23 protein-coding genes and 1 pseudogene are annotated in these 25,795 nt (G+C 53.9%); 15 read left to right on the top strand and 9 right to left on the bottom strand.

What is annotated here, in order from left to right; genetic code table 11:
* Nucleotides 1-70 precede the first annotated feature (70 nt).
* From znuA to lpxM, 3 genes are all read left to right on the top strand, one after another.
* Complete coding sequence (znuA, locus tag ACL2XM_RS10755; protein WP_413722646.1) at nucleotides 71-1,003, top strand: zinc ABC transporter substrate-binding protein ZnuA; 933 nt, start codon at nucleotides 71-73, stop codon at nucleotides 1,001-1,003.
* A 12-nt stretch (nucleotides 1,004-1,015) separates the two neighbouring features.
* A complete protein-coding gene (gene mepM / locus ACL2XM_RS10750; protein ID WP_413722647.1) occupies nucleotides 1,016-2,344 on the top strand; it encodes a murein DD-endopeptidase MepM in 1,329 nt (442 codons plus the stop codon).
* Between the two features lie 153 nt (nucleotides 2,345-2,497).
* Nucleotides 2,498-3,454: a lauroyl-Kdo(2)-lipid IV(A) myristoyltransferase gene (lpxM, locus tag ACL2XM_RS10745; protein ID WP_413732877.1), complete on the top strand. Its 957-nt coding sequence runs from the start codon at nucleotides 2,498-2,500 to the stop codon at nucleotides 3,452-3,454.
* A 425-nt stretch (nucleotides 3,455-3,879) separates the two neighbouring features.
* Here the strand turns inward: lpxM and pyk are convergent, their stop codons facing one another.
* Together pyk and ACL2XM_RS10735 are read right to left on the bottom strand one after the other, a co-directional pair.
* The gene (gene pyk / locus ACL2XM_RS10740) at nucleotides 3,880-5,322 is read right to left on the bottom strand and encodes a pyruvate kinase (RefSeq protein WP_410015338.1); all 1,443 of its coding nucleotides are present in this window, start codon (nucleotides 5,320-5,322) and stop codon (nucleotides 3,880-3,882) included.
* Nucleotides 5,323-5,509: 187 nt separating this feature from the next.
* Nucleotides 5,510-6,379, bottom strand: coding sequence for a MurR/RpiR family transcriptional regulator (locus ACL2XM_RS10735; protein WP_410015337.1), 870 nt, complete (start codon nucleotides 6,377-6,379; stop codon nucleotides 5,510-5,512).
* A 327-nt stretch (nucleotides 6,380-6,706) separates the two neighbouring features.
* Between ACL2XM_RS10735 and zwf the strand changes: the two genes are divergently transcribed.
* The gene (gene zwf, locus ACL2XM_RS10730; protein ID WP_410015336.1) at nucleotides 6,707-8,182 is read left to right on the top strand and encodes a glucose-6-phosphate dehydrogenase; all 1,476 of its coding nucleotides are present in this window, start codon (nucleotides 6,707-6,709) and stop codon (nucleotides 8,180-8,182) included.
* Nucleotides 8,183-8,297: 115 nt separating this feature from the next.
* Complete coding sequence (locus ACL2XM_RS10725; RefSeq protein WP_410015335.1) at nucleotides 8,298-8,939, top strand: bifunctional 4-hydroxy-2-oxoglutarate aldolase/2-dehydro-3-deoxy-phosphogluconate aldolase; 642 nt, start codon at nucleotides 8,298-8,300, stop codon at nucleotides 8,937-8,939.
* A gap of 86 nt (nucleotides 8,940-9,025) precedes the next feature.
* On the opposite strand, the gene purT is transcribed toward ACL2XM_RS10725, so the two are convergent.
* A complete protein-coding gene (gene purT / locus ACL2XM_RS10720) occupies nucleotides 9,026-10,204 on the bottom strand; it encodes a formate-dependent phosphoribosylglycinamide formyltransferase (protein ID WP_413732875.1) in 1,179 nt (392 codons plus the stop codon).
* A 230-nt stretch (nucleotides 10,205-10,434) separates the two neighbouring features.
* Here purT and ACL2XM_RS10715 point away from each other — a divergent pair, with 230 nt between their 5' ends.
* From ACL2XM_RS10715 to ACL2XM_RS10705, 3 genes are all read left to right on the top strand, one after another.
* The gene (locus tag ACL2XM_RS10715) at nucleotides 10,435-11,148 is read left to right on the top strand and encodes a YebF family protein (RefSeq protein ID WP_413732873.1); all 714 of its coding nucleotides are present in this window, start codon (nucleotides 10,435-10,437) and stop codon (nucleotides 11,146-11,148) included.
* 156 nt (nucleotides 11,149-11,304) lie between these two features.
* The gene (locus ACL2XM_RS10710; RefSeq protein ID WP_413732871.1) at nucleotides 11,305-11,961 is read left to right on the top strand and encodes a tellurite resistance TerB family protein; all 657 of its coding nucleotides are present in this window, start codon (nucleotides 11,305-11,307) and stop codon (nucleotides 11,959-11,961) included.
* A gap of 97 nt (nucleotides 11,962-12,058) precedes the next feature.
* Nucleotides 12,059-14,116, top strand: coding sequence for a S9 family peptidase (locus tag ACL2XM_RS10705; RefSeq protein WP_413732870.1), 2,058 nt, complete (start codon nucleotides 12,059-12,061; stop codon nucleotides 14,114-14,116).
* A gap of 36 nt (nucleotides 14,117-14,152) precedes the next feature.
* Here the strand turns inward: ACL2XM_RS10705 and exoX are convergent, their stop codons facing one another.
* Together exoX and ACL2XM_RS10695 are read right to left on the bottom strand one after the other, a co-directional pair.
* On the bottom strand, nucleotides 14,153-14,836 hold the full coding sequence (exoX, locus tag ACL2XM_RS10700; protein WP_413732868.1) for an exodeoxyribonuclease X: 684 nt from the start codon (nucleotides 14,834-14,836) through the stop codon (nucleotides 14,153-14,155).
* A gap of 427 nt (nucleotides 14,837-15,263) precedes the next feature.
* Nucleotides 15,264-15,491 (bottom strand): DNA polymerase III subunit theta, encoded by a 228-nt coding sequence (locus ACL2XM_RS10695; protein ID WP_410015329.1) that lies wholly within the window; start codon nucleotides 15,489-15,491, stop codon nucleotides 15,264-15,266.
* Nucleotides 15,492-15,858: 367 nt separating this feature from the next.
* Here ACL2XM_RS10695 and ftnA point away from each other — a divergent pair, with 367 nt between their 5' ends.
* The 6 genes and pseudogenes from ftnA to ACL2XM_RS10665 all read left to right on the top strand — a co-directional run bounded on the left by ftnA (nucleotide 15,859) and on the right by ACL2XM_RS10665 (nucleotide 20,190).
* On the top strand, nucleotides 15,859-16,374 hold the full coding sequence (gene ftnA, locus ACL2XM_RS10690; protein WP_410015328.1) for a non-heme ferritin: 516 nt from the start codon (nucleotides 15,859-15,861) through the stop codon (nucleotides 16,372-16,374).
* A gap of 197 nt (nucleotides 16,375-16,571) precedes the next feature.
* Nucleotides 16,572-16,952 carry a CopC domain-containing protein YobA gene (gene yobA, locus ACL2XM_RS10685; protein ID WP_413722653.1) on the top strand — a complete coding sequence of 127 codons (381 nt, stop codon included), beginning with the start codon at nucleotides 16,572-16,574 and terminating at the stop codon, nucleotides 16,950-16,952.
* Nucleotides 16,953-17,837: a copper homeostasis membrane protein CopD gene (copD, locus tag ACL2XM_RS10680; protein ID WP_413722654.1), complete on the top strand. Its 885-nt coding sequence runs from the start codon at nucleotides 16,953-16,955 to the stop codon at nucleotides 17,835-17,837.
* Nucleotides 17,838-17,885: 48 nt separating this feature from the next.
* Nucleotides 17,886-18,233: a YebY family protein gene (locus ACL2XM_RS10675; protein ID WP_410015325.1), complete on the top strand. Its 348-nt coding sequence runs from the start codon at nucleotides 17,886-17,888 to the stop codon at nucleotides 18,231-18,233.
* Between the two features lie 416 nt (nucleotides 18,234-18,649).
* A pseudogene (locus tag ACL2XM_RS10670) lies at nucleotides 18,650-19,766 on the top strand (IS3 family transposase).
* Nucleotides 19,729-20,190: a hypothetical protein gene (locus ACL2XM_RS10665; protein ID WP_413732867.1), complete on the top strand. Its 462-nt coding sequence runs from the start codon at nucleotides 19,729-19,731 to the stop codon at nucleotides 20,188-20,190. Before ACL2XM_RS10670 ends, ACL2XM_RS10665 begins: the two are co-directional and overlap by 38 nt.
* A gap of 217 nt (nucleotides 20,191-20,407) precedes the next feature.
* Here ACL2XM_RS10665 and ACL2XM_RS10660 read toward each other — a convergent pair whose 3' ends face one another.
* From ACL2XM_RS10660 to flhD, 4 genes are all read right to left on the bottom strand, one after another.
* Nucleotides 20,408-20,818 (bottom strand): type II toxin-antitoxin system death-on-curing family toxin, encoded by a 411-nt coding sequence (locus tag ACL2XM_RS10660; protein ID WP_413732865.1) that lies wholly within the window; start codon nucleotides 20,816-20,818, stop codon nucleotides 20,408-20,410.
* The gene (locus tag ACL2XM_RS10655; protein WP_203521212.1) at nucleotides 20,818-21,087 is read right to left on the bottom strand and encodes a hypothetical protein; all 270 of its coding nucleotides are present in this window, start codon (nucleotides 21,085-21,087) and stop codon (nucleotides 20,818-20,820) included. Before ACL2XM_RS10655 ends, ACL2XM_RS10660 begins: the two co-directional genes overlap by 1 nt.
* A gap of 1,767 nt (nucleotides 21,088-22,854) precedes the next feature.
* Nucleotides 22,855-23,403, bottom strand: coding sequence for a flagellar transcriptional regulator FlhC (flhC, locus tag ACL2XM_RS10650; RefSeq protein WP_413733216.1), 549 nt, complete (start codon nucleotides 23,401-23,403; stop codon nucleotides 22,855-22,857).
* Nucleotides 23,400-23,756, bottom strand: a complete 357-nt coding sequence (gene flhD, locus ACL2XM_RS10645) for a flagellar transcriptional regulator FlhD (protein ID WP_410015321.1) — start codon at nucleotides 23,754-23,756, stop codon at nucleotides 23,400-23,402. The genes flhC and flhD overlap by 4 nt, the downstream gene beginning before the upstream one ends.
* A gap of 1,159 nt (nucleotides 23,757-24,915) precedes the next feature.
* On the opposite strand from flhD, the gene ACL2XM_RS10640 reads away from it, so the two are divergent.
* Entirely contained in the window at nucleotides 24,916-25,794 is an 879-nt protein-coding gene (locus tag ACL2XM_RS10640; protein ID WP_413732863.1) for a hypothetical protein, read from the top strand.
* Nucleotide 25,795: the final 1 nt, after the last annotated feature.

Genomic DNA, 25,795 nt, shown 5'->3' with positions numbered 1-25,795 from the left:
ATTACAGTTGCGAAACAGCCAAAATGTTATAATATCACACCCCCAACCGTTGCCGAAGAGAATTATCGCTATGAATTCCCGCAGTAAAAAATTCCCACGCCTGCTGCTGGCCGGCGTATTGACGCTTGCCGCGACCAGTGCCCCGGCCTGGGCTAATATCGTCGCCTCCATCAGGCCGCTGGGATTTATAGCCTCCGCCATCGGCGACGGCGTGATGCCGACCGATGTCCTGTTGCCCGATGGCGCGTCGCCTCATGACTATGCGCTGCGGCCCTCCGACATCAAACGTATCCAGAACGCCTCCCTGCTGGTCTGGGTCGGTCCGGAACTGGAAGCCTTTATGAGTAAGCCGGCGGCGGCCTTGCCGGCGGACAAAAACCTGTTGCTGTCCACGCTGCCGTCTGTCCGCCCGCTGCTGATAAAAGGTGCGGAGCACGACGACCCGGCGGATTCGGCCCACGCGGACGACCACCATCACGGCGAATATAATATGCATCTGTGGATGTCGCCGGAGATTGCCAAACAGGCCGCTTTCGCCATCCACGACCAATTATTGCGGCTGATGCCCGAAAAAAAATCACAATTGGACGCGAATCTGCTGTTTTTCACCGCGGCATTGACAAAAAATGACAAAAATATCGCTACAATGCTAGCGCCGGTAAGCGGAGAAGGGTATTTCGTGTTTCACGATGCCTATGGCTATTTCGAACAACACTATGGCCTGACCCCTTTGGGGTATTTCACCGTTAATCCCGAAATCCAACCGGGCGCCCAGGCATTACACCATATTCGAACACAGTTGGTTGAGCAAAAGGCCGTGTGCATATTTGCTGAGCCACAATTCAGGCCAGCCGTTATCAACGCTGTGGCCCAGGGAACGAGCGTGCGTATCGGCACCCTCGACCCGCTGGGGACTGGTATCGCATTGGGCAAGGCAAGCTACATTGACTTCCTGCTGCAATTGACGAACCAGTACGTGAGCTGCCTGGAGAAGAACTCATGAGGATAGTAATAAGTGCAGCAGATACTTCGCTCTATCACGCTGGCGTATAATAATCTGCCCCGACCCCACCGCGTCATGCTGGGGTCGCTCACCGTGGTTACCCTGGCCGTGGCGGTATGGCGGCCATACGTCTATTCCCCTGTTATGGAACCCACCGTCAGCCGGCCCGCGCCGGTGGTCGACGCGCCGGCCCGCACTCTGGCCCCCGAGGCCAGCGAGCCTATCGATCAATCCGCCGCCGATAACGACGACGACGTGCCGCCGGAAGATGAACTGGACGAGAAGGTGACGGATGAAACGGGCGTCCATGAATATGTGGTGTCCACCGGCGATACCCTGGGCAGTATTTTGACGCAGTATGGCATCGATATGTCCGATATCGGCCAACTGGCCCAGCAGTTTCCCGATCTGCGTAATCTGAAGATCGGCCAGCAAATTTCCTGGACCCTGAACGACGCCGGTGAACTGCAGCGCCTGACCTGGGAAATGTCGCGCCGGGAAACCCGCACCTATGACCGTATTGACGGCGGTTTTAAACAAAGCGTGGCCAATCTGGCCGGCGAGTGGAAAAATATAGCGCTGACAGGCCAGCTCAACGGCAGCTTTGTCAACAGCGCCCGCGCCTCGGGATTGTCAAACGCCGAAGTCAGCGCGGTCATTAAGGCTATGCAGTGGCAGCTCGATTTTCGCAAGCTGCAAAAAGGGGATAAGTTCGCCGTGCTGACCTCCCGGGAAATGCTCGACGGGCGCAGTGAGCAAAGCGAACTGGTGGCCGTGCGCATCAACACCGGCGGCAAGGATTATTATTCCTTCCGCGCCGAGGACGGTAAATTTTACAACAACGACGGCGCCGGCCTGGCGCGCGGGTTTATGCGTTTTCCCACCATGAAGCAGTTCCGCGTATCCTCTAACTTCAATCCCCGGCGCCTGAATCCCGTCACCGGGCATATCGCTCCGCACCGCGGCGTGGATTTCGCCATGCCGGTGGGCACGCCGGTGCTGGCGGTGGGCGACGGCGAAGTGGTGGTCAGCAAAAACGGCGACGGCGCCGGCAATTACGTGGCCATACGGCACGGGCGCCAATATACCACCCGCTATATGCATTTAAAGAAATTGCTGGTGAAGCCGGGCCAGAAGGTGAAACGTGGCGATCGCATTGCGCTCTCCGGCAATACCGGGCGTTCCACCGGGCCGCATCTGCATTATGAAATCTGGGTCAACCAGCAGGCGGTCAATCCGCTGACCGCCAAGCTGCCGGTTACCGAAGGCCTGAGCGGCAAAGAGCGCCTGGACTATCTGGCGCAGGTCAGGCAAGCCATGCCGCAGCTTCAATTCGACTGATATGTTATCTTAACGGCAGCCGATAGATGATCGGCTGCCGTTTTATGTTTATGATTACCGCTACATTATGCCAAGAAGGGACATAGAGCCCGCCTCATCAATCGACAGCACGGGTTTTCGACCGTCAGGGCGATTGAAAGCAAAGAGAGTTGCATGGAAAACGATAACAAGATCACCGCCGTTGAATTCATTCCGCAATTTAAAACCGAGTTCTATCACCCGCGCTACTGGGGCGTCTGGTGCGGTATCGGCTTAATCGCCGGCGCGACCTTTATCCCGCCGCGTTTACGCGATCCGGTATTGGGCGGCATCGGCCGGATGGTGGGTAAACTCGCCAAAGGCGCGCGCCATCGCGCCCGGGCCAATTTACTGTACTGCATGCCCGAGCTGAGCGAACCGGCGCGGGAAAAAATCATTGACGATATGTTCGCCACGGTACCGCAATCCACGGTGCTGATGGCCGAGCTGGCTTGCCGCAATCCCGACAGGTTGTCAAGCCGGGTTCATTGGCACCACGAGGAGATCATTGCGCAGGCTACGGCGCAGCAGCGCAATATTATTTTCCTGGTGCCGCACGGCTGGGCGGTGGATGTGCCGGCCATGCTGATGTCGGCGCGCGGGCAGAAGGTCGCCGGTATGTTCCATAACCAGCGCAACGAACTGGTGGACTATATGTGGAATCGGGTGCGGCGCCGTTTCGGCGGGCGGCTGCATGCGCGCAACGACGGGGTTAAGCCTTTTGTCAGCTCGGTGCGGCAGGGGTGGTGGGGGTATTACCTGCCGGACCAGGATCATGGGCCTGAGCATAGCGAGTTCGTGGATTTTTTCGCCACTTATAAAGCGACGCTGCCGGCAATCGGCCGTTTGATGAAAATCTGTCGGGCGGCGGTAATCCCGCTATTTCCGGTGTACAACAGTAAGACCAGCCAGCTGGATATTTATGTTCGTCCGCCAATGGACGATATTGCCGGCCAGGACGATCGCTATATTGCCCGGCGGATGAACGAGGAAGTGGAAAACCTGGTGGGGCCGAATCCGGAGCAATATACCTGGATCCTTAAACTACTGAAAACGCGCAAGCCCGGCGATAAAGATCCCTATAAGCGTTAATTGCCCAGAACAGGCAAGAAAAAAGACCCCATAGGCACGTTCTCCCTTAAACACGACTGCTGTAAGCGCGGTGTTGACGGGCCTACCGCACCATGGGGCGCTCGGTCGGGCGGGAATACCACGCCCGATTCGACCCCATCGGCACGCTCTCTCTTAACCCGTCTGCGTTGAGTTCGGGGTTGGCGGGCCTACCGCACCATGGGGCGCTCGGTCGGGCGGGAATACCACGCCCGATTCGACCCCATCGGCACGCTCTCCCTTAACCCGTCCGCGTCGAGCTCGGGGTTGGCGGGCCTACCGCACCATGGGGCGCTCGGTCGGGCGGGAATACCACGCCCGATTCGACCCCATCGGCACGCTCTCCCTTAACCCGTCCGCGTTGAGCTCGGGGTTGGCGGGCATAGCATGCCAAGGGGCGGCTGGTATTACTCCACCAGCAGGATGCGGCTGGTATTGGTGGTGCCCACCATGCTCATCACATCACCCTGGGTGATGATGACCAGATCGCCCGACATCAGGAAGCCTTTATCCCGCAGCAGGTTGGCGGCATGGGTGGCCGCGGCCACGCCGTCGCCGTCGCTGTCAAAATATACCGGCGTGACGCCGCGATAGAGCGCGGTAAGATTGAGCGTATGCTCGTGCCGGGACAGGGCAAAAATAGGCAGGCCTGAGCTGATGCGCGACATCATCAGGGGCGTGCGGCCGGATTCGGTCATGGTGATAATGGCGCTGACCCCCTTGAGATGATTGGCCGCGTACATGCTGGACATGGCAATCGCTTCTTCAATATTATCAAACTGCACGTCCAGGCGATGTTTGGACACATTGATACTGGGGATTTTTTCGGCGCCCAGGCACACCCGCGCCATGGCCGCCACCGTTTCCGCCGGATACTGCCCGGCCGCGGTTTCGGCGGAGAGCATTACCGCATCGGTGCCGTCCAGCACCGCGTTGGCCACGTCCATCACTTCGGCGCGGGTCGGCATCGGGTTGGTGATCATCGATTCCATCATCTGGGTGGCGGTAATCACCGCGCGATTGAGCTTGCGGGCGCGCCGGATCAATTTTTTCTGGATGCCGACCAGTTCCGGATCGCCGATTTCCACCCCCAGATCACCGCGTGCCACCATCACCACGTCGGAGGCGAGGATAATATCATCCATGGCCTCGTCGCTTGCCACCGCCTCGGCGCGCTCTACCTTGGAGACGATCTTGGCATTGCAGCCGGCGTCGCGGGCCAGGCGGCGCGCATAGTTCAAATCCTCGCCGGTGCGCGGGAAGGAGACCGCCAGGTAATCCACGCCGATTTTAGCGGCGGTGATGATGTCGGCCTTGTCTTTTTCGGTCAGTGCCGGCGCCGAGAGGCCGCCGCCCATTTTATTGATGCCCTTGTTATTGGACAACGGACCGCCGACGGTCACCTCGGTAAAGACCTTCATGCCCTGGACTTCACGCACCTTTAGCTGTACGCGGCCATCGTCGAGCAGCAGGACATCGCCGGGCACCACGTCACCGGGCAGGCCTTTATAATCGATGCCTACGCTTTCCCGATCGCCTTCGCCGATGCCCAAGTTGGCATCAAGGAGAAACTTATCGCCCACGCTCAGGAACACCTTGCCTTCCCTGAACGTCGATACGCGAATCTTAGGCCCCTGCAAATCGCCGAGTATGGCCACGTGTCGTCCCAGCTTGGCGGCGATTTCACGTACTTTGTTGGCCCGATTGAAATGATCTTCCGCCGTACCGTGGGAAAAATTAAGGCGAACCACATTGGCGCCGGCGGCAATAATTTTTTCCAGATTATTGTCGCGGTCAGTGGCTGGCCCCAGGGTGGTTACAATCTTGGTTCTTCTGAGCCGTCTGGACATGGATAACTCCGTTGACTTGGGCATTATTGGTGTAGCGAAAACATCGAAACCGGCGGTACTATCAGGCAGCGGTTGGATATCGCCGCCCGTTGCCGCCAGTCCGGCTGTGTTGAGACGTTCCCCATCTTTGAACCGGCCCGGTGTAGCCTGGGCTGCCATGAGGGGTTATTGTTCATATCTTACGATATTAATCAAATTTATACGCTGCTGAATCGGCTTTATCAAAGCGCGATTCCCGTAAAGCTTCCTTGACCCGCTTCAAGTTATCCCTGAATTTCGCACCCCGGCGCAAGGTAAACCCGGTGGCCAGGACATCTATCAGGGTTAATTGGGCAATACGCGATATCATGGGCATAAAGACATCGGTATCCTCCGGCACATCAAGGGCCAGGGTTAGCGTGGCTTCATGGGCCAGGGGCGAGTATTCGGAGGTGATGGCGATAACGGTAGCGTCATTCTCCCGCGCCAGCCGCGCCAGGTCCACCAGCATTTTTGTCCGGCCGGTATGGGATATCAGCACCACGACATCGCCTTCGCTGGAATTCATGCAGCTCATGCGCTGCATGACGATATCCTCGGAATACACGATGGGAATATTAAAGCGGAAAAATTTATTCATGGCGTCATGGGCGACCGCCGCGGACGCGCCCAGGCCAAAGAAGGAAATCTTTTTCGCCTGGGTCAGCAAATCCACCGCCCGGTTGACGGCGCTGATGTCCAGACGGGTTTTGACCTGTTCCAGGCTGGCCATGGTGGATTCAAAAATTTTTACAGTATAGGAATCGACCCCGTCGTTCTCATCGACATTACGGTTTACATAAGGTGTACCATTAGCCAGACTCTGGGCGAGATGTAATTTAAAATCAGGATAGCCTTTGGTATCCAGGCGGCGGCAAAAACGATTGACGGTAGGCTCGCTGACGTCGGCCATCCTGGCCAGTATGGCAATGCTGGAATGGATGGCGGTCTGGGGCGAGGCCAGGATCACGTCCGCCACTTTACGCTCGGATTTACTCAGCAATTCCATATGGCTGTTAATTTTTTCCAGCATGTTCATAAGTTAATAGCTCATGGGTTTAACCGATTTCACACAAAGGAGAAATCATTACCGATTTGATGAAATATACTACGACGCGCGGTGCAAAGGCAGTTAATCTGACCGGCACGGCAGGTTTTTTGCCAGACTATGAGCTGTGTCTAACTTTCAGAAGTGTAATGTATTGACAAAACTGTTAATAAATTACATTTTCATGGCGGATATGGTGTGATTAATGGTGAAAAAAAGCGTTTACACGCGGTTTTTTTGGCATTCTTTTGGCCGGCATCAAAATAAAACCATTTAAAATGTAATAAAATTACAAACATCCTGTACGAGGAGAGGAACATGGCGGTAACATCCATAGCCCAGGCATGCGATCTGGTGATTTTCGGCACCAAAGGCGATCTGGCACGGCGCAAACTGCTGCCCTCGCTATATCAGCTGGAGAAAGCCGGCTCCATTCATCCGGAGACGCGCATTATCGGCGTTGGCCGTGCTGACTGGGACGTGAAAGCCTATACCAAGGTGGTACGCGAAGCGTTGGAAACCTTCATGAAGGAAACCATCGACGAGAAGCTCTGGAAAACGCTCAGCGGCCGCCTGGATTTCTGTAACCTTGACGTTAACGAGACCAAGCACTTCAACCGGCTGGGTGAAAAACTCGACCAGCAGGCCCGGGTGACCATTAACTATTTTGCCATGCCGCCCAATACCTTTGGCGCCATCTGCCAGGGCCTGGGCCAGGCCGGCCTGAATAAAGAGCCGAGCCGGGTGGTGATGGAAAAACCGCTGGGTACCGATCTGGCCTCTTCGCGCGTGATTAACGATCAGGTGGCGGAATATTTCAAAGAGTGCCAGGTTTACCGCATCGACCATTATCTCGGTAAAGAAACGGTGCTCAACCTGCTGGCGCTGCGGTTTGCCAATTCCCTGTTCGCCAGCAATTGGGACAACCGGACTATCGACCATGTCCAGATCACCGTGGCGGAAGAAGTGGGCATCGAGGGTCGCTGGGGCTATTTCGATAAAGCCGGCCAGATGCGCGACATGATCCAAAGCCATCTGCTGCAGATCCTGACCATGATCGCCATGTCGCCGCCATCCGATCTGACCACCGATCGCATCCGCGACGAAAAAGTGAAGGTATTGCGTTCCCTGCGGCCTATCGATCACACCAATGTGCGCGATACCACGGTGCGCGGCCAGTATACCGCAGGGTTTGTACAGGGCAAGAAAGTGCCGGGCTACCTGGAGGAGGAGGGCGCCAACAAGGCCAGCCATACCGAGACCTTTGTGTCTATCCGGGTGGATATCGACAACTGGCGCTGGGCGGGCGTGCCGTTCTATTTGCGCACCGGCAAGCGTTTGCCGACCAAATGTTCCGAAGTGGTGGTGTATTTCAAGAACCCGGCGCTGAATCTGTTCCGCGACTCCTACCAGGAATTGCCGCAGAACAAGCTGACCATCCGCCTGCAACCGGACGAGGGCATGGATATCCAAATCCTCAATAAGGTGCCGGGGCTGGATCATAAGCATCGCCTGCAAACCACCAAGCTGGATTTGAGTTTCAGTGAAACCTTTAACCAGGAACATCTGGCGGATGCCTACGAACGGCTGCTGCTGGAAACCATGCGCGGCATCCAGGCGCTGTTTGTGCGCCGCGACGAAGTGGAAGAGGCCTGGACCTGGGTGGATTCCATTATGGAAGCCTGGGCGTCCGACAATGACGCGCCCAAGCCTTACCAGGCGGGCACCTGGGGGCCGGTGGCCTCGGTGGCCATGATTACCCGGGACGGCCGTTCCTGGAACGAGTTTGAATAACACCGCATTCCCCACCGGTGCCGGGTTGATCCCGCGCCGGTAATTTTTAGCCCGGTGTTTTGGCGTGCCACGCCTTAAACACGCGGTGATGATGTTCATACGGAGACAGCAAGTCATGAAGCATTGGAAAACAAGCGCGGAAACTATCCTGACCTCAGGCCCGGTAGTACCCGTTATCGTTATCAATAAGCTGGAACACGCGGTTCCTTTAGCCAAAGCGCTGGTCGCCGGCGGCGTGCGCGTACTGGAAGTCACGTTGCGCACCCCCTGCGCGATGGACGCCATCCGCGCCATCGCCAAAGAAGTTCCCGAGGCCATCGTTGGCGCGGGCACCGTGACCAATGTGGAGCAGTTGGCGGAAGTGACCGCTGCCGGCGCGCAGTTCGCCATCAGCCCTGGCCTGACCGAACCCTTGCTGAAAGCGGCCGTCGCGGGCACCATTCCGCTGATCCCGGGTATCGCCACTGTTTCCGAACTGATGCTCGGTATGGATTACGGCCTGCGCGAGTTCAAATTTTTCCCGGCCGAGGCCAACGGCGGCGTTAAGGCGTTGCAAGCGATTGCCGGTCCGTTCTCGCAGGTGCGTTTCTGCCCCACCGGCGGCATTTCACCGAAGAACTACCGTGATTACCTGGCGCTGAAAAGCGTGCTGTGTATCGGCGGTTCCTGGCTGGTGCCTAACGATGCGCTGGAAGCGGGCGATTATGCGCGCATCACCGAACTGGCTAAAGAAGCGGTGGCCGGCGCCAAGCTTTAAGCCGGCGCGCATCCGCTCCCGCCATTCAGGCAGGTAATAAGGGCTCCTTCGCAAGAGGAGCTTTTTTTTGGTTCAGGCCTGGCGCATCAGCCGCTGACCTTGACCGCCGCGGCACAGGCTTTGGCATCCTTTACCGCCTCTTCCACCGTCTGCGCCATGGCCAGGGCCACGCCAAGACGGCGCTTGCCGCCGATTTCCGGCTTGCCGAACAGCCTGATCTGCGTTTGCGCTTTCAGCGCCTGCTCCAGGCCGCTGAAACGCACGTCGCTGCTGGTCAGCTCCGGCAGGATAACCGCCGACGCCGCCGGGCCGTACTGGCGGATCGCGCCGACGGGCAGGCCGAGGAAGGCGCGCACATGCAGGGCGAATTCGGACAGATCCTGGGAGATAAGGGTCACCATGCCGGTATCATGCGGACGCGGCGACACTTCGCTGAATATCACCTCGTCGCCGCGCACAAACAGCTCAACGCCGAACAATCCGCGGCCGCCCAGGGCGGTCACGACCTGTTGTGCGATATCCCGCGCCCGTTGCAACGCCACCGCGCTCATGTGCTGCGGCTGCCAGGATTCCCGGTAATCGCCGTCCTCCTGGCGATGACCGATGGGATCGCAGAAATGGATACCATCGACGGCGCTGACGGTAAGCAGGGTAATTTCAAAATCAAAGGGGACCAGGCCCTCGACAATCACCTTGCCGCCGCCGGCGCGGCCGCCCTGCTGCGCATAGTCCCAGGCCGCGTCCAGGCCGGCGGCGTCGCGCACCAGGCTCTGGCCTTTACCCGACGAACTCATCACCGGTTTGATAATCAAAGGATAGCCGATGGCCGATACCGCCTGGTCCAGCCCGGCGCGGTCGGCGGCAAAACGGTAGGCGGAAGTGGGCAGGTCCAGCGTTTCCGCCGCCAGGCGGCGGATGCCCTCGCGGTTCATGGTCAGGCGCGTGGCCTGCGCGCAGGGCACCACATGATGGCCCTCATGTTCAAGGGCTACCAGCATGTCGGTGGCGATGGCTTCGATTTCCGGCACGATAAAATCGGGCCGTTCCAGTTCAATCACCGCCCTGAGCGCATCGCCGTCCAGCATATTGATGACGTGCGCGCGATGGGCGACATGCATCGCCGGGGCGTTCGCATAACGATCGACGGCAATCACCTCGACGCCAAGCCGTTGACACTCAATCGCCACCTCTTTGCCCAGTTCACCGCTGCCCAGCAGCATGACCCGCGTGGCGCCGGGACGTAACGCCGTGCCTATGATTAACATCCGCTTTCCCCTGACCTGATAAAAATTGCGCGCAGTATAAACGAAAACGATTGCGCGTGCAGCAGCGCCGGTACGAAGAGGGGAGTGCAGGACGTGGGAATCGGCCTGGACGCCGCCAAAAACGCCCGGCTTTTGTTATAGTTCGTATAATTCCCGTTCTCAACGTAATTTTAACCGGCTATTATCATTCAATACCTTGAGAACGGATAATCAGAACAAGTGGAGGTTTTATGCATAAAACGGGAATCGGCCTGTTAGGCGTCATCGTCATCGGCATGTTGCTGCCGTCACTCGCGGCCGCGGAAGATCAAACACCGCAGGCGGCTGGGCAGGCCGCCGCCTCGCAAACGTCCACGGAAGGCGCGTCCACCACTCAGCAGCCCGCCGGACAAACGCAGAATACGCAACCGGGCACCGCCGCCCCGGCGCCGGCGAATAACGCCGCTCCGGCACAGACACCGCCGGCTAATGACGCCGCGCCGGCCCCGGCAACGCCGCCGGCCGCCGCCCCGGTTAAAAAACAGCCGGAGGAGCCCCCGGCCGCCGATAAACCGGCGCCGGCTAAAAAGGCCCCGGCGGAGAAGGCCAAGGCGGAAGCCGCGCCGGCCGCCGCCGATAATAAAACGCCGACGGCGAAGGAACCGGCCAAAAAAAGCCAGCCCGGGAAGACGTATAAGGTTGCGGCCTGTCCCGATCTCAACGCCCCCCAGGTGGCGGAGCTGATTAAACAGGACTACACCCAGAATCGCTTTCCCCACACCGACGACGATAAAAAGGCCCTGGGCGGCGATACCATTGTCGCCCAGGTCAACCCCGAGGATATCACCGGCAACGGCGACAACTGGCAGGCGCCGCTGAAAATTCGCGGGCAAACCGCCGATCGCGCCTATGCTGTGAACCTTGATTGTGAAAAAGGTGAAATAAGTTATTCCCTCCAGCAATAACACTCCCTGCCGGACGCGCGGCGTGAAATGCGCGTCCGGACATCGGCGGCCACGCTATCTTTGCAAACCCTTTTAACAACTTGACACAATATCCGCTAGGTTAGGACATGTGGCGCCGGGCACCGTCCGGCATACACCACCTAAAGGGGAACGGCAATGAATCAGTGGCTGCAGAAAATCCAGACCCTGGTCCAGCAAAAGGGCGGGCCGGGGGATCAGGGCGGCAACCTGGCGGGCCTGCTGGCGCCCGGAGCGCTTGGCGGGCTGGCCGGCCTGCTGGTGGCCAATAAATCGTCACGCAAGATGATGGGCGCGGTGGGCAAGAACGCCCTATTTATCGGCGGCGGCGCCGCGATAGGCGCGGTGCTGTGGGACCAATATAAAAAACGCGTGCGCGAAACCCATCAGCACGATGCGCAGTTTACCCAGCCTCCCACGCCCATTGACCGTCGCACGCAGCGGCTGGTGACGGCCCTGGTCTTTGCCGCCAAGGCCGACGGCCACATCGACGACCATGAGCAACGGGCCATTCGGGACAACCTGCAGCAGTTGGGACTGGGCGAGGATGTGGAGCATCTGGTCCAGGACGCCATCGCCCAGCCGCTGGACCCGGCGCGCCTGGCGCAGGATATTCACAGCGAGGACGAGGCCCTGGAGATCTATTACCTCAGCTGCGCGGTGGTCGACGTCGATCATTTTATGGAAAGAAGCTATATGGATGCGCTGGCGCTGGCGCTGAAAATTCCTGATGACGTAAAAACCGGCCTCGAACAACAGCTTAAAGCCCAGATAACCGCCGTCCCGCCACGCTGACCCCCCGTTGCCGGCGCAGGCGATAAAATCGGCTGCGCTTGGCAACCCGGCATATTCGTGCCACTCTGTTTCTTATGAGAAATAAGGAAGGGTGCGTATGAGATTTCCCCCAATAGCTGAAAAAAGACCGCATAACCTGACCGTGCATGGTGAGACACGCGTCGATGATTATTACTGGCTGCGCGACGACAAACGTGAAGACCCGGCCGTGCTGGACTACCTGGCCCAAGAGAATACCTATGGCCAAGCCATGATGGAGGGCCATGAGGAGTTGCGCCACCGCTTATTTACCGAAATGGTGGAGCGCATACCGCCGCAGGATCGCTCGGTACCCTACGTCCGGCGCGGTTATCGTTACCAGAGCCGCTATGAGCAAGGCAATGAGTACGCCATCTATACCCGCCAGCGCGCCGATCTGCCCGAAACGGCCGAATGGGAGATCCTGCTTGACGGCAACAAGCGCGCGGCGCAAAGCGAGTTCTATACCATGGGGTCGCTTGAGATCAGTCCGGATAACGCCATCATGGCGGCGGCGGAGGATTTTCTGTCACGGCGCCTGTACGGTATTCGTTTCAAGAACCTGGCCCGCGATTCGTGGTATCCGGAAGTGCTCGAGGATGCCTCGTCGGGTTTTGAATGGACCAGCGATTCACAGATCCTCTACTACGTGCGCAAGCATAAAAAAACGCTGCTGCCCTACCAGGTCTACCGTCACCGGGTCGGCACCTCGCCGGCGCAGGATGAGCTGGTGTATGAGGAAAAAGACGACACATTTTATGTCAGCGTGCATAAAACCACGTCGGAACGTTATATTATTATTGCGCTGGGCAGCACTACATCGGGCGAGATCCTGCTGCTGGACGCCGACGATCCCCAGGCCAGCCCGCAGGTATTCCTGACCCGCCGCCATGACCATGAGTATTCGCTGGATCACTTCCAGGGCCATTTTTACGTCCGCTCCAACCGCGAAGGCAAGAATTTTGCCCTTTACCGCTGCGAAACGGGAGATGAGAAATTGTGGCAAACGGTGATCCCGGCCAGGGACGATGTGGTATTGGAAAACTTTACCTTATTCAGCGATTGGCTGGTGGTGGAGGAACGTCACCAGGGCCTGACCAGCTTGCGGCAGATGCATTGGCAGACCGGGGAGGAGAAGGGCATCGCCTTTGACGACCCCACCTATGTTACCTGGCTGGCCTACAATCCCGATCCGCACAGCGCGTGGCTGCGCTATGGTTATTCCTCCATGACCACGCCGACCACGCTGTTTGAGCTGAATATGGATACCGGGGAGCGCAGGCTGCTGAAACAGTCGCAGGTGAAAAATTTCGACGCCGAGCACTACCGCAGCGAGCGGCTATGGGTTCCCGCCCGCGACGGCGTCGAGGTGCCGGTGTCGCTGGTCTATCGCAAGGATCTGTTCCAGCGCGGGCAAAATCCGCTGCTGGTCTACGGCTATGGTTCCTACGGCAGCAGCATGGATCCCGATTTCAGCGCCAGCCGGCTGAGCCTGCTTGACCGCGGATTCGTCTTCGCCCTGGCGCATATCCGCGGCGGCGGTGAATTAGGCCAGCAGTGGTATGAAGACGGCAAGCTCTTCAACAAGCTCAACACCTTTAACGACTTTATCGACGTCAGCCGGCATCTGCTGGCTAACGGCTATGGGGACGAAAAACAAGCCTTTGCCATGGGCGGCAGCGCCGGTGGCCTGCTGATGGGCGCGGTGATCAATATGGCGCCGGATCTGTTTAAAGGCGTGGTGGCCCAGGTGCCCTTCGTGGATGTCGTGACCACCATGCTTGATGACAGCATACCGCTGACCACCGGAGAATATGACGAGTGGGGCAATCCGCAGGAAAAAGAATACTACGACTATATCAAGCGCTACAGTCCGTATGATCGGGTCAGCGCCCAGCCTTACCCGCATCTGCTGGTCACCACCGGTTTACATGACTCCCAGGTGCAGTATTGGGAGCCGGCCAAATGGGTGGCGAAACTCCGGGCGGTGAAGACCAACGACAATCTGCTGCTGCTGTGTACCGACATGGACTCCGGCCACGGCGGCAAATCCGGGCGTTTCAAAGGCTACGAAGGTATTGCCATGGAGTATACCTTTATCCTGTCCCTGACGGACAAGGCGCCGCCGGCGGCATAAAACGGCGGCGAAAGCCTCTCAGGCGGCGCATTTCATTTATTGATGCGCTGCGTCTGAGGACTGCTTCAGGTAATGGTTAATGCTGTAACGCATATCCGCCGACAGGTCCTTGAGGTTGTTGAGCATCCATTTCAAATAGCCGGGGTCCTCGCGCGCGATCCGTTCCATCGGCTGGCCCCGGTATTTGCCGAATTTTAACGTCGTAAGCAGGGTGGTTTCATTGCTTAAGGCCGCCATTTGCTCGGCGCTCCAGCCGGAATCCCCGATGATTTTCACCAGCAGGGCCGCGGTGACGTAACAATCATACAGGGCGCGATGGGGATAGAGACCCTCCGGCACGGCGACCTCGAGACCCAGCGCATAGCGCAGGTACTGGTTGCTGTATTTCAAACCCGGATAGAGCTTGCGCGCAAGCTTGACCGTGCAGATCCATTGACCATGCATTTCCGGCAACATGCGCTGGTCGAATGCGGCGTTATGCGCCACGTAATACGGGCTGCCGTGATAGCGGCCAATCACCTTGGCGATACGCGGCTTATCCTCGACCATGGCTTCGGTGATATGGTGGATGGCCATGGCCTCGTAGCCGATGGGCCGGTCGGGGTTGACCAGATCGCTCATGGCATTGCATAACCGGCCGTCAACAACGTCCACCGAGGCGACTTCCACGACGCCGCCGTCCAGTCCGCAGGTTTCGGTATCGATAACACGAAAAGACATGACGTTACCTGTCCAAGGCTAAATAAAAAAGCCATTATGCCCTGAATAGCGCCGACAAAAAACCCGCATCAGATGCGGGTTTAATATGGGTTAGCCTTACACGATATCAGGCTGGGTCTTTCTGTTACGCTTGTCGGCGCGTTTTTCTTCCGGCGATTTCAGCGGTTTCTTTTTGGTGTCTTTCTTACGATCCATTCCCTTACTCATATTTACCTCTCTGTAAAAGAACCGGAAATGTAGAAATGATTAACTGCCTGTTGGCACTGATAATCAAGTCATTTTGTGCTATTTTGCCGCACGGCGGACAGCGCCGCGCGGGCCGGCAAGCCATGCAGCGCGGGCGTGGCGCGCGGCGCCTGCTTGCCTTCCGGCCGTTGGTTCAGGTACGTGCCGGGGCATTGCCAGTCCAGTATAGGCCATTGGCGAATTATTTTCGTGGCTCATATGGCAAACGGGAAAAATTCAGCGACGCCTGGCGATAAAAGGCCACCCGTTCGCGAAAATAAGCGCGCAAAGGCTCCGGCTGTTCCCGTTCCACATGCTCGGCGACCACCGGCATATTGTACCGCTCCTTGAACGCCACGCCGGACGCGGCCAGATCGACATTGATCTTGTCCATCGCCTCGCTGCCCAGTGTGGCCAGATTATATTGCATACCGCCTCCTGCCGCTTGTAAGGTCAATGCTGCTAAAAATAAGGTACTGCGCGGCAAAACGCAAGGGTCGGCGGGACAGCGATACAAATAATAATCGTTTGTATTAACAGCCGACGCAATAATATGGCTATCATTGTCCGAAATAATGGCCTGGCGTATTCATAATACAAATAAGAATACCTATCACTACCATTAATAAATAATGATTTTATAGAAAAAATCTCATTATAAAAATAAATAACCTTATGAATTTAATACATAAAAAATATTAAATTACTCATTGGTTAAATTATAGTGTAATTTTTGTTAGCATTTGGGCATAATGTTTATATTCGTATTGGCGTAATCATCATAAGGAAGCCTGCCCATGCTAAAACAAGAAATGGCAATAAAGCTTAACGAGCAACTCAATCTGGAATTTTTTTCCGCCAATCTTTATCTGCAAATGAGCGCCTGGTGCAGTGATAAGGGCTACGAAGGCGCATCGGCCTTTCTCAAGACCCAATCTCTGGAAGAGATGGACCATATGCGCCGCCTGTTCGACTATCTCAACGATACCGGCACCATGCCGGTGCTGGGCGCAATCGAGGCGCCGCCAACCGGTTTTACCTCATTGGCCGAGCTGTTTAAGCGCACCTATGAACATGAGCAGATGATCACGGTGAAAATCAACGAACTGGTCCATGCGGCGATGATCTCCCAGGACTATTCGACGTTTAACTTCCTGCAGTGGTACGTCTCCGAACAGCACGAAGAAGAAAAATTGTTTAAATCCATCCTCGACAAGCTGGCGCTGGTGGATACCAATAACAGCGGACTGTTCTTTATCGATCAGGATTTGAAAAAAATGAACGGTGGCGACAATACGGCCGCGCCGATGTAAATCCCCGCGCGGACAGTGGTTTGCTCGACTTCAGCCCCGGCTGCCGTTATCATCAGTTTGCGTCCAGGCAAACCGGTAGCAGCGCCGGGTTTTTTGTTTCCCAAGAATAAACGAATAACCGGCAATGCTCCCGCGGTGGACCGCCAAGCGTCGGTTTAACCGACAGGATACCCGTTCAGTCTTAGGAAACGACATCGATGTCAAGCCAACCTTTTACCGCGCCCCTGTTGACGCTGTTAGTCACTGCCCTGACTTTGTTGGGATCGCAACAGGCCCAGGCGCATGCGCACCTGAAAACGCAATATCCGGCGGCCAACGCCACCATGACCGCCGCGCCGCAGGCGTTAACGCTCACCTTCAGCGAGGGCATCGAGCCTGGCTTCAGCGGCCTGACGCTAACCGGCCCCGGCAACACCGTCATCCCCACCGGCGCCATCAAGGTCGACCCCGCCAACCCTAAGCAGGTCATCGTGCCCATTGAAAAGCCCCTGGCCGCCGGCGAGTATCAAGTGCAATGGCATGTGGTATCGGTGGACAGTCATAAAACCCAAGGCAATTATCAATTCAGCGTTAAATAGATGCTAAGCCTGGCGGAGTGCTATTCCGCCTGCCGCTATCTCCATATCGCGGCGGTGATGCAGGCGTTCGGTACCGCCCTGTTTTGCGAGTACCTGGCGCCGCCCGCACTGCGCGCCGGCCTGCGCGCATCCCTGGGCGCGCCCTTGCGCGTTCTGGCCTGGGTCGCCCTGGCGTCGGCGGTTGTCCTGCTGGGGTTGCAAGCCGGGCAAATGGGGGACGGCTGGACGCAAACCCTTTCCCCCGCCATCTGGGCGGCGGTGCTCGGCACTGCCTTCGGCACTGTCTGGCTGTGGCATATGGCTATCGCGCTGGCGGCGGTGTTGGCCGCGGGCCATGGGCCGATGACCGCCATCAGGCAGCGGGCATTGCTCGCCGCCATGGCCGGCCTGCTGGCAAGCCTGGCGCTGGTGGGCCACACGGCGATGAGCGAGGGACTGCGCGGCGTCATGCAGCGGCTCAATCAAATGGCGCATCTGTTTTCCGCCGCCTGGTGGCTGGGCGGGCTGCTGCCGCTGCTGTTTTGTCTGCCGCTGCTACGCGAGACGGCGCGTCCGGACGCGCTGCGCGCGCTGATTCGTTTTTCGCGCAGCGGACATGCTGCGGTGGCGCTGGTCATTTTCACCGGTATCGTCAATACCGCGCTGGTTCTGGGCCATTGGCCGCTCGATGGGTCGGCGCCGTACCAGCGGCTGCTGCTGATAAAAATAGCCGTGGTGGCGGTGATGGTGATCCTGGCGGTAACCAATCGTTATGCCGTGGTTCCCGCCATGGCGCGCCACCATCCCGCGGCTATTCGTATCTTGACCTTGCTGACGCTTGCGGAGATGATTCTTGGTAATCTGGTACTGATTTTGGTGAGTATTTTCGCCACGCTTGAACCCTGATCACATCCTGGCGCCGCCCAGGCGTCAGGTCCAATAGTAGGATAAAACATGAAAACCCGGAGTATCGCGTTATTGCTGTTAGCCTTTACCGCCCAGGCGGTCAGCGCGGCGCAAATTATCACCGTCAGCAAGTTTCAGTTCGGCAAGCAATGGGCCTTTACCAAAGAAGAGGTGCAATTGCTCTGCCGCCCGGACGGCTCGCTGTTTGCGCTGAATATGAGCACCCTGATGCAGTATCCCCTCAATGAACCGGCCACCCGTGCCATGGCCAGCGGCCAGGTCAACGCGACGCCCATTGACGCCATCCTGCTGGACGACCCTGCTAATCCGGGGCACAAGATGAGCATCGCGCCGTTTGTCGAGCGCGCCGGCCAATTGTGCAACGCACCGGGCTGAGATGCCGGGATAGGACCCACTTGCCGGCTGCGGGGCAGGGATATGTATAGTGAGCTTATAGTTTAATATGTTAATAATTATAAGTGTGCTTGATATCACAAAGTTATCATTTGGTGAAACAATAGCGCCGGTAATGCGAGGCCGGCGATGGAAAAATCCCTGTGCGTCTCTATACTCATCAAGTGTAAGGCTAAACAGCTTACATTAATGCCAACTTTTAGCGCACGGCTCTCTCCCAAGAGCCATTTCCCTAGACCGAATATAGGAATCGTATTCGGTCTTTTTTTATAAGGGTAGGGTAATCAACTACTTATCTAATAAATCAGTCACTTAAGCCCATCCTGTTCTACCGTATTCTACCCACTATGACGCGCTGTAGACACTTTGTAGTCATTCAAACCGGCTAATGGGTTGAGATGGATCGCGTCTTCCAGATGGTCGGGGGTCGTGGCCATTCCGTTTTAAGCGTGGCAACACGCCTCGATATCACCACACACAGTCTTTATGCGTGGATAAAGAAGTACGGCCCAGATTCTTAGGTAAATCAAGACCAGTCTGATGCTCAAGTTGAGATCTGACGGCTCCAGAAAGAACTGAAACGGGTTACTGATGAACGAGATATATTAAAAAAAGCCGCGGCGTACTTCGCAAAGCTGTCCGACTGAGGTACGTCTTTATTCGTGACAACAGTCGTGACTTTCCGGTTCGTTTGCTCTGCCGCGTTCTGGATGTTCATCCGAGTGGTTTTTATGCTTGGCTTCAGCAACCACATTCACGGCGATACCACACAGACCAGAAGCTGACCGGGCTGATTAAGCAGTTTTGGCTTGAATCTGGATGTGTATATGGCTATCGCAAGATCCACCTAGATCTGCGCGATACGGGTGAGCGGTGTGGTGCAAACCGGGTCTGGCGTTTGATGCACGGCGCTGGAATAAAAGCTCAGGTCGGTTATCGCAGTCCAAGATCGTACAAGGGCGAAGCAAGCATTGTGACGCCTAAAAGACTCCAGCGGCAATTTAATCCGATGGCACCGAATGAGCGCTGGGTGACAGATATTACGTATATCAGGACGCATGAAGGCTGGTTGTATCTTGCAGTGATCGTCGATCTGTTCTCCCGCAAAATCATTGGCTGGTCGATGCAATCCCGAATGACGAAAGATATCGTTCTGAATGCTTTGCTGATGGCACTGTGGCGCCGTAGTCCACGAAAACAGGTACTGGTACATTCTGACCAAGGCAGTCAGTATACAAGCCATGAGTGGCAGTCATTCCTGAAGTCACATGGTCTGGAAGGCAGCATGAGCCGACGCGGCAACTGCCACGACAATGCAGTTGCAGAAAGTTTTTTCCAGCTTTTAAAGCGTGAGCGGATAAAGAAAAAGATCTATGGAACGCGGGAAGAAGCCCGCAGCGATATTTTTGATTACATCGAAATGTTTTATAACAGTGGCGTCGGCATGGTTCAAGCGATCAAATGTCGCCGAATGAATATGAACAGCAGTATCATCAACGGCTCGGAAGTGTCTAGATTACCCGTAGCGATTCAGAAATCCAGCATATCGCGGCCTCAGCCAAGCCAAGCGCAGCCTGTGTCTTACGCCGATAAAGAGATAAGTCCGAACGTTAAAGACTTGAAAGAACCGCTGGCAACAAAACGCAGAAAATCCACCAAATCACCGAACGCGCCGACTCGCAAGCATTCGCAATCATTAATCGACGAAGATATTGCGCAAATTGCTTTCAACTATACAAACTCAAAAGGTGAATATAGTTTTCGTGAAGTGGATGTTAAAAAATTTGATGGCTATTACTTGGAAGGTTATTGTCACAAAGCTCGACGTTTTCGAACCTTCATCATCGATTCGATTGAAGATGATGTGATCATTAGAAGTACTGGTGAAGCGATGAGTACTGACGAATGGGCGGAAAGGATGACGTTGGCAGTCGCGTGAATCTTATGGAATGGCTACCAGCTATTTTCAGGTATAAAAATCCCTGATAGATTGTGTAGCCATTTTGTAGGCACTTAATTATTTAGTTATGTCAAGTCATGATTTTTAAGTACTTTATTGGATAATAATAGTATTCGGTAATTTGTTAGCGGAGAAGACTTACCTTTGCAGCGTTTCTTTAATCCGCACTATATTATTAGCCATAACACCAGTGAAACTACTCAGCATAGTTATCAATATTTTCTTCCAGCAATTCGTTCATATAATTAGACAGCAAACGTAAAGCAAAGGTAGTTTCCTCTATATTGGCCTGATCCATAGCAGCAAAAAGAGTCAGCTTCACCAGATAAAGTGATTCATTTAATTCAATGCCGTTCATCAATAGAAATACGGATGTCGCCTGGAACGCAGTTCTTTTATTAGCATCATTAAACGCATGCGCTTTAGCGATGCCGATCAAATACATGGCGGCCAATTTAAAGACGTCATCGCAATTTTCATAATAATGTAAAGTCTCGACGCGGTTTAACGCCCCGGCAAGTTTATTGATATCCGGTTGGCCTGATTGCGGCAGCGTCAAAAATTGGATTTCAATCACTTGTTCTTGCGTCAGAAAATCAAAATCCATTATTTATCACCCAGAATCTTTATGGTATTAGCATGCCGGGTTCTTGTGGTCTCAAGCGCATCCTTAAACGATAATTTTCTACTATGCATCACTCCAACTGACGTAGATGAAATAGCTATGTCTTTGCCTCGGTCAGAGGTAGCATCATTAGCAGAAGGTTTAACAGCTTTTTGCGCTGCCTGCTTGACGGATAATTCTCCGCCATCGCGTAAATAGGCCAGCCAGTAGGGAAGGTTTTGCTGAAATTCTTCATAGGATATTGATTTCATGGGCACCTCCTTTATCGTATAGCGCAATGATAGCATATAGCCTATCAAGTGAAAATGCGGCTATGGGAGTAGGGTACTGGAACATAATTTCTTATCATTATTAATCACATATTTATCAATAAGATAAGACGAGTATGCGTTGCCGTAGCCCTTACTGAGGGGACATGACCGCCTGGTACCCAAGGTTAAGCCTAAGCTGTGCTAACCAACTGAGCGAAAGATATTGACGTGCCATCAAGGCCTACCAATTTCACTGTTGGTAACCGCGATATTTGACCGCCTAGTTGCTGATTTGCCGTTGAGTGTAGGCAAGGCGGCCACCGTCATGATTTACGGTAGCCATTTTGTAGACACTTCTTGATATAATCTATTTAACTTATTGTATTTATTGTATTTTCATCAACGTGAATAGTATTCGCTCTTTTTTTATGTCATTGATTTATATGAATAAGATTTGAACATCCGAAGTTGCCCGACATTTGTCCGAAAACTGATATCCGGTCTAAACTGATCCTACCCAGATTTGACGGACACGCTGTTAAGTGGGGTAAACTCATTGACGGAGGTGATCCATGACGAAATCGACAGCTGTTAAAAATAAGCCACGTAATTAATACACACCCGAATTTCGCAAGCAAGCGTTGCCACTGGCCGATACCGTCGGCACAGTGCCAATGGTTGGCTAAGCCCGGAACAATAGGAACGAAAGATTCTCGCTTAGGGCTGTGTCCGTTATTGCTGGGTAGGATCACTGTTGCCCTACGCTGAAAACAGCTTCACGTAATCCGGGTGGGTCACCTGCGGCATTCTGCCGGCCCGTCACTCGCTGATGGAAGAACACCGCAAACGGAACCTGCCTGGGTGTCAAAAAATAGCCGGACCCGACGGCCCGGCCGACAAGATTAGCCTGCAAAAACAACCCGCTAATAATGCAAAAAGAGAAACATGTGTGAGGCTGTATAATGACAGAGCGTGACTCAATGGTTCCATAACGGTTCCCTATATTGCCAAATCAGTATGATGGGCACGGCAGTCAGCATCGTCAGGTCAATGTCGAACGGCAAGGCGAGTTCGTCATCCGCTTACCTATGAATCATCACGTACAGAGCATGTTACGGGAGGGGAGTTACTAGGTTCGGCAAGTTAGTTTGGGAGAAGCGTGTCATAGATAATAATTCGTACCGTCCGCCTGAACAACCTTGGCATCCTCAATAATGTTGAGTATAGGCAAGGCGGCCATCGTCATGATTTACGGTAGCCATTTTGTAGACACCTTTTCAATTGATCTATTTAACTTACTGTATTTATAGTTTTTTTAACAGCGTGAAGAGTGTTCGATCTTTTTTTATGGAAAGAAGCGACGTGGTTTATCAGTTTCAGTCGTCTTCAGCAATCAAACGGAACCGGAGGCTGGATATTGATGACAAACTGGGATCGGTAAAGGGGGGCGAGACGGCTTGGCAAACGGGTATGGATTGCTGTAAACGGCAGTGAATGAAAGGGTGCATGAGGCCGATGCAGGAGATATGCACCCATAATATAAATAGCCTGGTGTTTTAAGCCTGATAGACGCGGAATCTTCTGCAACCAATCCTGAAAATTCACATGACGTCAATATCAACGGCATTTAACAGCTTAACATATATAACAATGGCCTGAAGGGAAATGACCGGCCTGTTTGATTTTATGAAGAGAAGGAAAAGGCCATTTAAAATAGCCTTTATGCTTCTCATTAAGAATGATTGAATGTGACGATTTGGCACGCATTTAGTACTGTACCATCGGCAAGGCCGAAATGCTTTGCCGTTTTCTTACCGCACGCGACGGTGGTTGACAAAAGCTGCAGACAAATCCATTAATTGGATGATGGGCATAGGTAATAAATTTGCCATGGCAATGATTACACGACGTTAATTGCAGCATGCCGCTATTCATAAATCGTACCAAAATCCAGGCTCGGGTTATGCTCAGAAGCGGTGGTTCATTATCCAACAGCGGGCATTGTTCAAGATATAAACCGTAAGCCTGGATAATTGTCACGAGATCGCCGGCGTCACCGTTTTTCTTTAATACCTGAAATATATTATAAAATGTGGATGAGTGCATATTCTGCTCCCATGTCATATACCAGTCGGTAGAAAATGGCAGCATCCCTTTGGGCGGCGAGTTACCGCGCAACTCTTTATATAAGTTGACTAATCTTGCGCGGCTTATCTGCGTTTCACATTCGAGCATTTGTAGCCTGGCGCCCAGGGTAATAAGTGCTATGGCTATCTGGATATCTTTTGCTTCCTGGACAATGCTTTTGCTCATTATGGATGTACTTTTTTATGGGGCAACGGTATTATTTTTGCGCTTGTATGTTTTATTAACGACCCAGACAGTAAAATACCCGTATGAAGTTGTTGCAGGTCGTCCACCCGGGAATCCCATGTTAACAATCTGATGGTTTGAGGCTCATCGAAACGAAACAAGCATAACAGCTGGCTGGCTTCCGATAATTTGGTCATCTGGGAGGGCAGCAAATTTTTCAGCGTATCAGCCATGGCGTCATCAATACCCAGGCGGAACATTGCCAGGGCCTTGTCCTGATTTATCAGGAGTTGCGCCAGGTATAAATAAGAGAAGTTAAAATCATGAATATGTTTACAAATTTCTTTGCTATCCATTCTGTTGTCTCCTTAAAATCACAATGATCCTATTTATCAGCAACAACTGTTTGTATAATACACGCCAGCGCTTGGCGTAGCACAGGGCCATGGCGTTATTGAGGGTTGTTTCATTCTTCGTAAAACAACGCTTACCGCATAACTCAGCTCTCACGCAGGTGTCCGTGGCGCGAGCTGACAGGTGACCGTTTTAGTAGTATGACGATTTAGCGCAATGATGGTGTTTTAGCGTTCAAGATTCCTTTTCCTCATCCCATATGAAGTTCATATGTAAAGTGAGTAATGATTATGTTTCTTAATGTTTTAAGTATAGCCCTATTGCGAGGGGAAATTTGCATTAAAATTAATTTCCCCTATAAAATCGTGTAATTATAATTTTTTTTTCGTATAATTATCATACAAATCAGATGCTAACCCTTCCGATTTATATTTCTATTTTTTATTAAAAATTAAAGTCACACATAGCCCTTGTAAATTAAAATTTTTTGTCGGATTTTTATTTTGAGTGCATAGTAATTCATTAAATAATTTTATTAGTGGCAAATATGCGACTTAAGGGAAATATTTATACTTTATGTATAAAAAATAGTCAGGTCTTACGGGATGTTGTCTTGCGGCAGGCAGCCTGCGACCAAAATATTAATACACCGAATCAACCCGCGGCATAGTAAAACAGTGTTGCCCATGTTGGCATAGTGGGGCCGCTCGAATTTATTTTGTTTGCGGGATAAACCGTGCGGCTCGCCAAACTGCCTTGAGGGTTCTGGCATTCAACCCTCTCTAGGCAGCGACGGCGTTGACTTTTTTCCACCACAGCCGCGCTTGATCATGGGCAGCGCAGGGATTCAGGCACGGTTGGGTCAAAGGACCTGGCGCTGCCAGTATTGCTCGTAGCCCCGTTGTCTTCTTCCGCGCGATGATAGTGAATAAGACGCAATAAACAACGTCGCCATGAAATCTGTAACCATGTTTTTAAATGATCCGTAATTCATGTGAATATTAACGGAATTATTGATGATGGACATTAACCGGGGAAATATAAAAATTCGGTTTATTCATCAATGCTTCTGAAACGGGTTTGTAGAAAAATACATTTAGGGATGTATCTGCCACGGCCATTAAGTACATTGGAACTAAATCCGATAATTGCAGCAGTCAAATGGAGGTGATGATGCGTATATCAGGGTCCGTTGGTCATGGGGGAGTGAATAATCCGGCAGAAGTGGCGGCAGTGCAAACTCTGCTGCAAGCCAACGGGTTTTCAATCAGGAATGATGGCGCTTGCAATCATGAAACCATCCGGGCGATGAAGCGTTTTCAGACCACGTCTCCCCCTCATCCTGACGGGATGATCACTTCAACCGGCAAAACGCTAAAAGAATTATCCGCGGGTCGTTCACCTGACTCGCCAACAGCGACAGGCCAGGAAAGCGGACATGCTGATTCTGGGCGCCTGACGGTCAGCGCCGGGCAGGTGACATTTGACGCCGAAGGCAATGATGATCCCTCCAGTCTCTATTTTAGCCGGCAGCTGCATTGGCCCCAGGGTGTTTCCGGTGTGACCCTGGGCCGCGGCTACGATATGGGCGGCCGCAACAAGAAAACGATTTTTGCAGAGTTAATCCGTGCGGGCATTCCCGCCGACCGGGCAGAAATAATCTCGCGTGCCAATTTGCTTCAGGGGGTGTCCGCGCAGCAATTTGTACTCAAACATAAAAAAGAATGCGGCGTTATTAGCCGCGAGGCGCAGGCTCGCTTGTTCGAGATAGTATACCCGGCATATGTTTTGCGGGCCAAAGCGATTTATGAATATAAAACGGCGCGCTTCCCCGCAAGAACCGCCTGGGAGGCGCTGAAACCGGCTATCAGAGACATCGCCGTCGATTTTGTATATCAGGGCCTGGGCTTCGAAAGAACAATGAAAGCCTGTATGGGTAATGATATTAAAGCTTTAATTCATTTCATTGAAACTAACGATCAGCTAAAGGTTTATGAAAAGGGTCGCCAGCGCGCGAATTACCTCAGGAAATATCAGTAAT

The organism is Sodalis sp. RH20 (assembly GCF_047324205.1).
Classification (GTDB): Bacteria; Pseudomonadota; Gammaproteobacteria; order Enterobacterales; family Enterobacteriaceae; genus Acerihabitans.
This window is presented reverse-complemented; position numbering and strand designations above follow the sequence as displayed.